The 12603-nt window shown below is 70.0% G+C and carries 7 protein-coding genes; 6 read left to right on the top strand and 1 reads right to left on the bottom strand.

Annotation, left to right across the window (positions count from 1 at the left end; all coding sequences use genetic code 11):
- Positions 1–861 carry a spermidine synthase gene (locus tag J0P97_RS06055; RefSeq protein WP_215486870.1) on the bottom strand — a complete coding sequence of 287 codons (861 nt, stop codon included), beginning with the start codon at positions 859–861 and terminating at the stop codon, positions 1–3.
- A 163-nt stretch (positions 862–1024) separates the two neighbouring features.
- Between J0P97_RS06055 and pxpA the strand changes: the two genes are divergently transcribed.
- From pxpA to J0P97_RS06025, 6 genes are all read left to right on the top strand, one after another.
- Entirely contained in the window at positions 1025–1780 is a 756-nt protein-coding gene (pxpA, locus tag J0P97_RS06050; protein ID WP_215486869.1) for a 5-oxoprolinase subunit PxpA, read from the top strand.
- Between the two features lie 18 nt (positions 1781–1798).
- Positions 1799–3442, top strand: coding sequence for a 5-oxoprolinase subunit B/C family protein (locus J0P97_RS06045; RefSeq protein WP_308163457.1), 1644 nt, complete (start codon positions 1799–1801; stop codon positions 3440–3442).
- 101 nt (positions 3443–3543) lie between these two features.
- Positions 3544–4131 carry a hypothetical protein gene (locus tag J0P97_RS06040; protein WP_215486868.1) on the top strand — a complete coding sequence of 196 codons (588 nt, stop codon included), beginning with the start codon at positions 3544–3546 and terminating at the stop codon, positions 4129–4131.
- Between the two features lie 280 nt (positions 4132–4411).
- Positions 4412–7906, top strand: a complete 3495-nt coding sequence (gene rpoB / locus J0P97_RS06035; protein ID WP_215486867.1) for a DNA-directed RNA polymerase subunit beta — start codon at positions 4412–4414, stop codon at positions 7904–7906.
- Positions 7907–7986: 80 nt separating this feature from the next.
- Positions 7987–11859, top strand: coding sequence for a DNA-directed RNA polymerase subunit beta' (rpoC, locus tag J0P97_RS06030; RefSeq protein WP_215486866.1), 3873 nt, complete (start codon positions 7987–7989; stop codon positions 11857–11859).
- Positions 11860–11955: 96 nt separating this feature from the next.
- Positions 11956–12558, top strand: a complete 603-nt coding sequence (locus J0P97_RS06025) for a hypothetical protein (protein WP_215486865.1) — start codon at positions 11956–11958, stop codon at positions 12556–12558.
- Positions 12559–12603: the final 45 nt, after the last annotated feature.

Genomic DNA, 12603 nt, shown 5'->3' with positions numbered 1-12603 from the left:
TCAGCGCTCGAACAGCGCCGACGACGGCTTCGGTGAGGACGTCGCGTCGGCGTCGGTCACGACGGTCGCGCTCCGCACGAAGTCATCGATCTCGCGCCCCTGCGCGACCTTCGCGGGGTGGGGACCGGCGGCCATGAGGCGCGGCAGCCACTGCGTCGGCAGGGGTGCGGCGGATGCCGCGACCACGAGGTTGCCGAACCGGCGGCCCTTGAGGGTCTGCACCTCGGCGAGCACGATCACTTCCGGCAGGACGGCGCGGATGGTCGCGACCTGCCGGCGCGCGAAGGCGAGGCCGGAGCCGTCGGCGACGTTGACCAGGAGCACGCCGTCCGGTGTCAGGAGGCCGGCGAGGATGCCGTAGTACTCGGCCGTCGTGAGGTGAGCGGGGGTCTGCGCGCCGGCGAAGACGTCCGAGACGACGAGGTCGGCCGTGCCCTGCAGGCCGGGCGGAAGCTTCGCGGCGACAGCGCGCGCGTCGCCGATCCGCACGCGCACCTGCGCGGTGCGGGGGAGCGGGAGGTGCGTGCGCACGAGGTCGATGAGCGGCTGCTCGAGTTCGATCACCTGCTGGCGCGATCCCGGTCGGGTGTGCGCGACGTAGCGGGGGAGGGTCAGCGCGCCGCCGCCCAGATGGACCGCGGTCAGCGGCTGTCCCGGCATCCGGAGCAGATCGATCACGGCGCCCATGCGGGCGACGTACTCGAAGTGCAGGTGGGTCGGATCGTCGAGGTCGACGTGCGACTGCGGCGTCCCATCGACGTCGAGCTCGAAGCCGCCCGCGAACCTGCTGGGCACCACACGTGCGAGGGAGCCGTCGGAGAGACGGACCTGCTCCGGCTCTTCGACGTGTGCGCGGGCCATGGTGCCCACGGTACACAGGCCGCGGTGCCCCGGCCGATGCGTACCGATTGCAGGATCGCCGCGGCTGCGCCGGAGCGCGAGGCCCGCGATGCCGCGCCTCACGCTCCTGCCGGCGGCGGTCGATCCTGCATACGGTACGCGGCGCGGCCGGTAGCGTGGCGGCATGAGCGCGATCGACCTGAACGCCGACCTGGGCGAGACGGTCGACGGGGCGCCGACCGCCGATGACGCCGCGATGTTCGCGGTCATCTCCAGTGCCTCGATCGCGTGCGGCGGACATGCGGGCGATGCCGCGTCGATGCGGGATGCCGTGGCCCGCGCGGCCGCGCACGGGGTCGCGGTGGGGGCGCATCCGTCGTACCCCGACCGTGCCGGATTCGGTCGCGTCCGGCCGGCGCTCGGCGCAGGCGACCTGCGGGAGAGCGTCGCCGCGCAGCTGCACGCGCTCGTCGCCGCGGGCGCGGATGTCCGATACGTCAAGCCGCACGGCGCTCTGTACCACGCGGTGCGGGACGACACGGCGCAGGCCGCCGCGGTGGTCGCCGCCGTCGCCGCGCTGTCGGAGCGGGTGGGCCGCGCCGTGCCGATCCTCGGCCTCGACGGCGCCATCTCGCGCGCCGCCGCATCGGCCGGGCTCCCGTTCCGTCGGGAGGCCTTCCTCGACCGGGGCTACCTCGCCTCGGGCGCCCTCGTCCCCCGCGGCGACCGCGATGCCCTGCTGGATGATCCCGTCGTCGTCGCCGCGCGGGCCGTGCGACTGGCCCTCACGGGCGAGGTCGAGGCCGTGGACGGCGCCGTCGTCACGACCGGCGCCGTCTCGCTGTGCCTGCACGGGGACTCCCCGGGCTCCGTGGCGATGGCGCACGCGGTGCGGGCCGCACTTGATGAGGCGGGTGTCGCGGTGGCGGCACCGTGGTGAGGCCGTGGTGAGGCCGTGGTGAGGCCATCGTCGCCCGCCGCGCCGTCGCCGGCCGCGGCGGCGCCCGCCGCGGCGGCGCGCGTGCTGCCCTTCGGCGACCGGGGTGTCCTCGTCGAATGCGCCGGTCTCGATCAGGCGCTCGCCATCCGTGCGCGCCTCGCCCGGGCCTGCCCGGACGGCGTCATCGACCTCGTGCCCGCCGCGCGCACCGTCCTCGTGCACGTGGACCCGCGGCGGCTCCCGCTGGCAGCCGTCCGCTCCTGGATCGAGCGCACCGCCGTGGGCCCCGCGCCCACCCGCGAGGCCGGCGACGCCGTGCGCCTGCCGATCGTCTACGACGGGCCGGACCTCGCGGCTCTCGCCGAAACCCTGGGGCTCACGCCGGCGGAGCTGGCCGGCCGGCACGCCGCGTGCGAGTGGACCGTCGCCTTCACCGGCTTCGCCCCCGGGTTCGGGTACCTCGTGAGCGAGGACTGGACGTACGACATCCCGCGCCTCGACTCGCCGCGCACCCGCGTCCCGGCGGGCGCCGTCGGACTCGCCGCCGGCTTCACGGGGGCCTACCCGCGCGAGACCCCCGGTGGATGGCAGCTGATCGGCACCACGACGGCGCCGCTGTTCGACGCGGATGCCGCGCCGCCCGCCCTCCTCGCCCCCGGAACCCGGGTCAGGTTCGCTCCGGAGGCCGCTCCGGAGGCCGCACCGGGGGCCGCCGCGTCGGACACCGCGCCGCCTGTTCCGGCCGAACCCCACGCCGCAGGCGGGGAGCGCGACCCCCGGCGGGCCCCCACCGCGGCGTTCCGGGTCCTCCATCCCGGCGCCCTGACCACCGTGCAGGACCTCGGACGCCCGGGTCACGCCGCGGAGGGGATCGCGGTCTCGGGCGCCGCCGACCGGGCGGCACTCCGCCGCGCCAACCGCCTCGTGGGCAACCCGGAGGGCGCCGCCGCGCTGGAGGTCGCGCTCGGCGGCTTCCGCGCCGTCGCGGAGGAGGACCTCTGGTTCGCCGTCACGGGCGCGTGGGGTGGCGTCCGTCTCGACGGTCGGGACGTGGATCCGTCCACCGCTCACGCCTGGCCGCGGGGGGCGGAGCTCGCCCTCGACGCGTTCACCCACGGAGTGCGCGCCGTGGTCGCCGTGCGCGGCGGTGTCGCGGCCTCCGTCGCGGTCGGATCGCGCGCCACGGACACGCTCTCCGGCCTCGGTCCTGCCGCCCTCCGCCCCGGCGACGCCGTCGACCTCATCGACCGGCATCCGGCGGCCCCCATCCCCGCCACCGACCTGCACCCGTGGGGTCCGCCGCCCGCGTCGGCGATCGACCTCGAGGTCGCCCCTGGTCCGCGCGCCGACTGGTTCGCGCAGCCGGAGCTCCTCTTCGAGGGTGTGTGGACGGTCTCGGCGCGCGCGGACCGGGTCGGGGTCCGCCTCGACGGGCCGCCGCTGGCGCGCACGGACGGACGTGCGCGCCAGGGCGAGCTCGCGAGCGAGGGGATGCTGCCCGGCGCCGTCCAGGTGCCGCCGGACGGATGCCCCGTGATCCTCGGGCCCGACGGACCGGTGACCGGCGGCTACCCCGTCGTCGCCGTGGTGACCGATGCCACGCGCGACGCCCTGGCCCAGGCGCGACCCGGCACGCGGGTGCGCTTCCGTCATGCGCGCTGACCTCCGTGCTGATGCGCGCTGATGCGCGCTGATGCCCGGGGATGCCCCGGGATGCCCCGGGATGCCTCCCGCGTGTCGCCGCCGTCTCCTACAGTGACGGTATGACCCGCGCACGGATCGCCACCCTCGCTCTCGCCGCCACGCTCTCCCTCGGGCTGTCCCTCGGGGCGGCGGGATGCTCCGCCTCGGCGCCCGCGGAATCCACGGCCTCCAGCCCCGCCGCTCCGAGCGCGACGCCCGCGGCCGGCACCGTCATCACGGGAACGGGCTATCGCTTCTCCGTCCCCGAGGGCTGGGGCGACCCCGGCCCCATCGAGGGCTTCGACCCCGACAGCCTCGCGGTGGACGGCTCCGACGCCGACGGCTTCTCCGACAACGTCAACGTCATCCTCTCGCCCGCGGGGAAGATCACCCCCGACCAGGTCGAGTCGCAGGGTGTGACCGAGTTGAAGGGGAGCGGGGCCACGGACGTCACGGTGCAGCCCCGCCTCACGGTCGCCGGGAGCGAGAGCTCGCACCTGACGGCGGCGCTGGAGAGCGGCGGCGCGTCCTACGTGATCGACCAGTTCTACGTGTCCGACGCCTCCCAGACCTACATCGTCACGTTCAGCTTCAGCCCCACGGTCACCGACGACGAGCGCGCCGCGGTGACCGGACCGGTGCTCGCGTCCTGGGTGTTCACCGCCTGACCGGCCGGGGACCGGAGGGGCGGGATGCGCCTGCGGTTCTTCTCCTCCACCGCGGGAGCGCGTTTATACCGCAGCATCCGATGCTCGTCAAGATTCGACTGGACATGGCGCGTCGCAGCACGTATAGTGGGTAGTTGCGCTCCCATCCCCCATGCCCTCATATGGTGGTCGGCTGTGCCTGCGCCCCGTTGTCAGACGGCTTGCGCGCAGGAGTGGATCGGAGCACTCCACCTGACGACAAGGAAACCAGCCCCCGCCCGGGCTCATGGAGGTCATCCCCTTGGCTGCTGCGCGCAACGCAACCAACCCCACCACCAAGAACGGCCGCGGCGCATCGCGCCTCTCGTTCGCCAAGATCACCGACACTCTCGAGGTCCCCGATCTGCTCGCACTGCAGACCGAGTCCTTCGATTGGCTCGTCGCGAACGACGCCTGGAAGGCGCGGGTCGCCGAGGCCAAGGCTCAGGGACGCACCGACGTTCCCGAGAAGAGCGGCCTCGAGGAGATCTTCGAGGAGATCTCGCCGATCGAGGACCTCGGCGAGACGATGCAGCTGAGCTTCACGAACCCGTACCTCGAGCCCGAGAAGTACTCGATCGAGGAGTGCAAGGAGCGCGGCAAGACCTACGCCGCCCCGCTGTACGTCGAGGCCGAGTTCATGAACCACCTCACCGGTGAGATCAAGACGCAGACGGTCTTCATGGGCGACTTCCCGCTCCAGACCGGCAAGGGCACGTTCATCATCAACGGCACCGAGCGCGTCGTCGTCTCGCAGCTGGTGCGCAGCCCCGGTGTCTACTTCGACAAGACGCCCGACAAGACGAGCGACAAGGACATCGTCTCGGCGCGCGTCATCCCCAGCCGCGGCGCCTGGCTCGAGTTCGAGATCGACAAGCGCGATCAGGTCGGCGTGCGCATCGACCGCAAGCGCAAGCAGTCGGTCACCGTGTTCCTCAAGGCCCTCGGCCTCACGAGCGAGGACATCCTGAACGAGTTCGCCGGCTACGACTCCATCGAGGACACGCTGTCCAAGGATGCGATCCTCACCAAGGAGGACGCGCTGCGCGACATCTACCGCAAGCTCCGTCCGGGCGAGCAGGTCGCCGCCGAGGCCGCCCGCGCGCTCCTGGACAACTTCTACTTCAACTCGAAGCGCTACGACCTCGCGAAGGTCGGCCGGTACAAGATCAACCAGAAGCTCGGCCTCGACAAGCCGCTGAGCGACTCGGTGCTCACCGTCGACGACATCGTCGCGACGATCAAGTACCTCGTGGCCCTCCACCGCGGCGACGCGACCATCCCCGGCGTCCGCGCCGGTCAGCCCGCCGAGATCCGCCTGGACGTCGACGACATCGACAACTTCGGCAACCGTCGCATCCGCGCCGTCGGCGAGCTCATCCAGAACCAGGTCCGCACGGGCCTGTCCCGCATGGAGCGCGTCGTCCGCGAGCGCATGACCACGCAGGACATCGAGGCGATCACGCCGCAGACCCTGATCAACGTGCGCCCCGTCGTCGCCGCGATCAAGGAGTTCTTCGGCACGTCGCAGCTGTCGCAGTTCATGGACCAGAACAACCCGCTCGCGGGTCTGACGCACAAGCGTCGCCTCTCGGCCCTCGGCCCCGGCGGTCTGTCGCGTGAGCGCGCAGGCGTCGAGGTCCGCGACGTCCACCCGTCGCACTACGGCCGCATGTGCCCCATCGAGACCCCGGAAGGCCCGAACATCGGCCTGATCGGCTCGCTGGCATCCTTCGCGCGCATCAACGCGTTCGGCTTCATCGAGACGCCGTACCGTCGCGTGATCGACGGCAAGGTCTCCGACACGATCGACTACCTGACGGCCTCCGAGGAGGTCGACTACATCGTCGCTCAGGCCGGTGCCGATCTGAAGGCGGACGGATCGTTCGCGAACGAGCGCGTCCTCGCCCGTCGTGGTCAGGGCGGCGAGGTCGACCTCTTCCACCGTGACGAGATCGGCTACATGGATGTCTCGCCGCGCCAGATGGTGTCGGTCGGCACGTCCCTCATCCCCTTCCTCGAGCACGACGACGCGAACCGCGCCCTCATGGGTGCGAACATGCAGCGTCAGGCCGTGCCGCTGCTGCGCAGCGACTCGCCGTTCGTGGGCACCGGCATGGAGGGCTACGCGGCCATCGACGCCGGCGATGTCATCACCGCCGACAAGCCCGGCGTCGTCATGGAGGTCTCCGCCGACGTCGTCACCGTGCAGCTCGACGAGGGCGGCACGAAGGACTACTTCCTCCGCAAGTTCGACCGCTCCAACCAGGGCAACTCCTACAACCAGCGCGTCATCGTCTCTGCGGGCGACCGGATCGAGGTCGGCGAGGTCATCGCCGACGGTCCCGCCACCGAGAACGGCGAGCTGGCCATCGGAAAGAACCTGCTCGTCGCGTTCATGACGTGGGAGGGTCACAACTTCGAGGACGCGATCATCCTCAGCCAGGACCTCGTCAAGAACGACACGCTCTCCTCGATCCACATCGAGGAATACGAGGTGGATGCCCGTGACACGAAGCTCGGCAAGGAGGAGATCACCCGTGACCTCCCCAACGTCAGCCCGGACCTCCTGAAGGACCTCGACGAGCGCGGCATCGTCCGCATCGGCGCCGAGGTGCGCCCCGGCGACATCCTCGTCGGCAAGGTCACGCCCAAGGGCGAGACCGAGCTGAGCGCCGAGGAGCGCCTGCTCCGCGCGATCTTCAACGAGAAGAGCCGCGAGGTGCGCGACACGTCCCTGAAGGTGCCCCACGGCGAGCAGGGCACGATCATCGCGGTCAAGGAGTTCAACGCCGAGGACGGCGACGACGAGCTCGGCTCGGGCGTCAACCGCCGCGTCGTGGTCTACATCGCTCAGAAGCGCAAGATCACCGAGGGCGACAAGCTCGCCGGCCGCCACGGCAACAAGGGCGTCATCGCCAAGATCCTTCCGATCGAGGACATGCCCTTCCTCGCCGACGGCACCCCCGTCGACGTCGTCCTGAACCCGCTCGGCATCCCCGGTCGAATGAACTTCGGCCAGGTGCTGGAGACCCACCTCGGGTGGATCGTCAAGCAGGGCTGGAAGGTCGACGGCACCCCCGAGTGGGCTGCCGACCTGCCCGAGGCCGCCCGCGAAGCGGCCCCCGGCACGAAGGTCGCCACCCCGGTGTTCGACGGCGCGTACGAGGCGGAGATCGCGGGTCTGCTCGACTCGACCCTCCCCAACCGCGACGGCGAGCGTCTCATCGACAGCTCGGGCAAGACCCAGCTGTTCGACGGCCGCTCCGGCGAGCCGTTCCCGGCGCCCATCTCGGTCGGCTACATGTACATCCTGAAGCTGCACCACCTCGTGGACGACAAGATCCACGCGCGCTCCACCGGCCCGTACTCGATGATCACCCAGCAGCCGCTCGGTGGTAAGGCGCAGTTCGGCGGCCAGCGCTTCGGTGAGATGGAGGTGTGGGCTCTCGAGGCCTACGGTGCCGCGTACGCGCTGCAGGAGCTCCTCACGATCAAGTCCGACGACATCGTGGGACGCGTCAAGGTGTACGAGGCGATCGTCAAGGGCGAGAACATCCAGGAGCCCGGCATCCCCGAGTCCTTCAAGGTGCTCATGAAGGAGATGCAGTCGCTCTGCCTGAACGTCGAGGTCCTCTCGGCAGACGGCACGGCGGTCAACCTCCGCGACACCGACGATGAGGCCTTCCGCGCAGCGGAGGAGCTCGGCATCAACATCTCCACCCGGTTCGAGTCCTCGTCGATCGACGAGATCTGACCCTTCGACGGGCTCAGGGAATGACCCCTGAGCCTGTCGAACCACCGATTTCAAGAACTTTCTGAGACACAGGAGAACCAGTGCTCGAGTCCACCACTTTCGATCAGCTTCGCATCGGCCTGGCCACTGCCGACGACATCCGTCGTTGGTCGTTCGGCGAGGTCAAGAAGCCCGAAACCATCAACTACCGCACCCTCAAGCCCGAGAAGGACGGTCTGTTCGGAGAGCAGATCTTCGGACCGTCCCGCGACTGGGAGTGCGCCTGCGGCAAGTACAAGCGCGTCCGCTTCAAGGGCATCGTCTGCGAGCGCTGCGGCGTCGAGGTCACGAAGTCCTCGGTCCGCCGTGAGCGCATGGGCCACATCGAGCTCGCCGCGCCCGTCACCCACATCTGGTACTTCAAGGGCGTGCCCTCGCGCCTCGGGTACCTGCTCGACATGGCTCCGAAGGACCTTGAGAAGGTCATCTACTTCGCCGCCTACATGGTGATCTCGGTCGACGAGGATGCGCGCCACCGCGACATGCCGACCCACGAGGCGAACCTCCGTCTCGAGATCAAGAACCTCGGCGACCGCCGCGACGCCCGCGTCGCGACGCGTCTGGCGAAGCTGGAAGAGGAGCTCGCCGTCCTCGAGAACGAGGGCGCGAAGGCCGACCAGAAGAAGAAGGTCAAGGACGCCGCCGAGAAGGAGATGGCCTCCATCCGCAAGAACGCGGACGACCAGGTCGCCAAGCTCGAGCGGATGTGGGACGAGTTCCGGGGCCTCTCCGTCGGTCAGCTCAAGCAGGAGGACGACGTCTTCCAGGAGCTGCAGGACCGCTTCGGCCAGTACTTCGAGGCCTACATGGGCGCCGAGTCGATCCAGCGTCGCCTCCAGGCGTTCGACCTGGCGGCCGAGTCCGAGTCGCTGCACCTGCAGATCTCCGAGGGCAAGGGCCAGCGCAAGATCCGCGCGATCAAGCGCCTGAAGGTCGTCAACTCGTTCCTGCAGACCGGCATGTCCCCGGCCTCCATGGTCCTCGACGTCGTCCCGGTGATCCCGCCGGAGCTGCGCCCGATGGTCCAGCTCGACGGTGGCCGCTTCGCGACCAGCGACCTGAACGACCTGTACCGCCGCGTCATCAACCGCAACAACCGTCTCCGTCGCCTGATCGACCTCGGTGCGCCCGAGATCATCGTCAACAACGAGAAGCGGATGCTGCAGGAGGCCGTCGACGCGCTGTTCGACAACGGTCGCCGCGGCCGCCCCGTCACCGGTACCGGCAACCGCGCCCTGAAGTCCCTCAGCGACATGCTGAAGGGCAAGCAGGGGCGCTTCCGCCAGAACCTCCTCGGCAAGCGCGTGGACTACTCGGGCCGTTCGGTCATCATCGTCGGCCCGCAGCTCAAGCTCCACCAGTGCGGTCTGCCCAAGCAGATGGCTCTCGAGCTCTTCAAGCCGTTCGTGATCAAGCGCCTGATCGACCTCGGTCACGCGCAGAACATCAAGGCGGCCAAGCGTCAGGTCGAGCGCATGCACGCGCAGGTCTGGGACGTCCTCGAGGAGATCATCCGCGAGCGCCCCGTGCTGCTCAACCGTGCGCCCACGCTGCACCGCCTCGGCATCCAGGCCTTCGAGCCGCAGCTCGTCGAGGGCAAGGCCATCCAGCTCCACCCGCTCGTGTGCGCGGCGTTCAACGCCGACTTCGACGGTGACCAGATGGCCGTCCACCTGCCCCTGTCGGTCGAGGCCCAGGCCGAGGCCCGCGTGCTGATGCTCGCGTCGAACAACATCCTGAAGCCGTCCGACGGCCGCCCGGTCACCCTGCCCTCGCAGGACATGATCATCGGCCTCCACCACCTGACCACGGTCAAGGAGGGTGCGAGCGGCGAGGGTCGTGTGTTCGGCTCGGTCGGCGAGGCGATCCTCGCGAAGGACGAGGGCACCCTCGACCTGCAGGCGAAGGTCCGCATCCGCATCCCGGGTCTGACGTTCCTCGAGGGCGAAGCCCCCGAGGGCTACGAGCGCCACGGTCTCGTGGACGCGTCGCTCGGTCAGGCGATCTTCAACGACACGCTCCCCAAGGGGTACCCGTTCGTGCGCGAGCAGGCCGACAAGGGCAAGCTCAGCCAGATCGTCAACAAGCTGGCCGAGGAGTACCCGAAGGTGGAGGTCGCGGCATCCCTCGACCGCATCAAGGACGCCGGCTTCTACTGGGCCACGCGCTCGGGTGTCACCGTCGCCCTCAGCGACGTCCTGACTCCGCCGAACAAGGGCGAGATCATCGCCAAGTTCGAGAAGCAGGCGCAGAAGGTCCAGGGCCAGTTCGAGAAGGGTCTCGTGACCGACGCCGAGCGTCGTCAGGAGCAGATCAAGATCTGGACCGAGGCGACCGACGAGGTGCAGGCCGCGATGAAGGCCAACTTCCCGGCCGACAACACCATCAACCGCATGGTGAGCTCGGGCGCCCGTGGTAACTGGCTGCAGATCCGTAACATCGCGGGCATCCGAGGCCTGGTGAACAACACCAAGGGTGAGATCATGCCCCGTCCGATCATCTCCTCGTACCGCGAGGGGCTGTCGGTCGCGGAGTACTTCACCGCGACGCACGGTGCCCGCAAGGGTCTGGCCGACACGGCCCTCCGTACCGCCGACTCGGGCTACCTGACGCGTCGACTCGTCGACGTCTCGCAGGATGTCATCATCCGCGAGGACGACTGCGGCACCACCAAGGGCCTCGAGTTCACGATCGCCGCTCCGGATGCCTCCGGCACCCTGGTGCGCGACGCGAACGTCGAGAACTCGGTGTTCGCCCGTACCCTCGCCGCCGACGTGGTCGCGCCCTCGGGCGAGATCGTGGCGGAGGCCGGCGACGACGTGGGCGACGTGCTCATCGACAAGCTGGTGGATGCCGGTGTCGAGACCATCAAGGTCCGCTCCGTCCTCACCTGCGACTCGGCGGTCGGCGTCTGCGCGAAGTGCTACGGCCGCTCGCTCGCGACCGGCAAGCTCGTCGACATCGGCGAAGCGGTCGGCATCATCGCCGCTCAGTCGATCGGTGAGCCCGGAACCCAGCTGACGATGCGTACCTTCCACACGGGTGGGTCGGCCTCGGCCGATGACATCACCCAGGGTCTGCCGCGTGTGCAGGAGCTCTTCGAGGCCCGTACCCCCAAGGGTGCGTCGCCGATCGCCGAGGCCGACGGCCGCATCACGATCGACGAGACCGACAAGGCGAAGAAGGTCATCCTGACGCCCGACTCGGGCGACGAGCCGCACGTCTACCCCGTGCTCAAGCGCGCCACCCTCCTCGTCGAGGACGGCCAGCACGTCACGGTCGGTCAGCCGCTGCAGGTCGGGACGCTCGACCCCAAGGAGGTCATGCGCGTGCAGGGTGCCCGCGAGGTGCAGAAGTACCTCGTCGGCGGCGTGCAGGGCGTGTACCGCTCGCAGGGTGTGCCGATCCACGACAAGCACATCGAGGTCATCGTGCGCCAGATGCTGCGGAAGGTCACCGTGGTCGACCACGGCGAGACGACGCTGCTGCCCGGTGAGCTGGTCGACTTCAAGAAGTACCAGTCGATGAACCGTGCCGCCGTGGCCGAGGGCAAGCGCCCCGCGTCGGGTCGTCCGGAGCTCATGGGTATCACCAAGGCGTCGCTGGCGACGGAGTCGTGGCTGTCCGCGGCATCCTTCCAGGAGACGACCCGCGTGCTGACCCAGGCGGCCATGGAGGGCAAGAGCGACCCGCTCGTCGGCCTCAAGGAGAACGTCATCATCGGAAAGCTCATCCCCGCCGGAACGGGTCTCGCGAAGTACCGCGACGTCACCGTCGAGGCGACGGAGGAGGCCAAGAGCGAGCGCTACCCGAACCGGATCTTCGCGTCCGACGGTGCGTACAGCGACGCCGATCTGAGCTATGTCGACTTCGACAGCTTCACGACCGACGGGTTCTCCACCGAGTACAACTGAGTGATCACGCCATGATGAAGGCCCCCGGGACATCGTTCCCGGGGGCCTTCGTCGTGTCCGCCATGCCCCGCGACGCACGCCGCCTACGCTGGAACCATGGCACGGGTCGGGGGCAGGAATGCCGTTTTCGCATGGATCGTCGGGGTCCTCTGCCTCGCCGTCGTCGGCGTCCTCGCCTTCCTCGCCATCCCGCTGATCCCTGCGTCGGTGGCGTGGATGGGCGACACAGTGAACCGGCCGACGGGTTCCGCGGTCGCGGACGGCGCCGACGGGGAGGGCGCCGCCGGCGTCCCCACCGAGTGCTCGGGCCTGTACGACTCCGCCCTGTGGGCGACGATGCGCTTCGCGCCCGGCTCCGTCATGACGCCCTCCGCCGACGCGCCGACGAGCACGGCCCAGTCGCTCGTGACCGCGCTCCAGCCCCAGGTCCTGTTCACGTGCTCCTGGCATGCCGATGCCGGGACGGTGTCGACGACGCTCGCGACGGTGCCGACGGATGCCGGGGCGATCGCCGCGGCCGCGCTGCCCGCGGCGGGCTTCACGTGCGAGGCGGTCGACGACCGCACGCGCTGCGCGCGCACCGACGGGGAGCTCGTCGAGACGATCGAGGCCGGTGGGGGGCTGTGGCTGTCGACGAGCGAGAGCGCGTGGCATCCTGCCGAGTACGTCCGCCGCACGGGCGACCGCGTCTGGGGCTGAATCCGGGTCTCCGCGTGCGGGACGACGTGCGTTCGGGAGGAGATC

The sequence above is a fragment of the Microbacterium flavum genome (assembly GCF_018717645.1).
In the GTDB taxonomy this organism is placed as follows: Bacteria; Actinomycetota; Actinomycetes; order Actinomycetales; family Microbacteriaceae; genus Microbacterium; species Microbacterium flavum.
This window is presented reverse-complemented; position numbering and strand designations above follow the sequence as displayed.

Excerpts from the sequence above, each read along its gene's own strand:
- J0P97_RS06040 (WP_215486868.1), top strand. The coding sequence starts at position 3,544 with ATGACCCGCGCACGGATCGCCACCCTCGCTCTCGCCGCCACGCTCTCC.
- pxpA (WP_215486869.1), top strand. The coding sequence starts at position 1,025 with ATGAGCGCGATCGACCTGAACGCCGACCTGGGCGAGACGGTCGACGGG.
- J0P97_RS06025 (WP_215486865.1), top strand. The coding sequence starts at position 11,956 with ATGGCACGGGTCGGGGGCAGGAATGCCGTTTTCGCATGGATCGTCGGG.
- J0P97_RS06055 (WP_215486870.1), bottom strand. The coding sequence starts at position 861 with ATGGCCCGCGCACACGTCGAAGAGCCGGAGCAGGTCCGTCTCTCCGAC.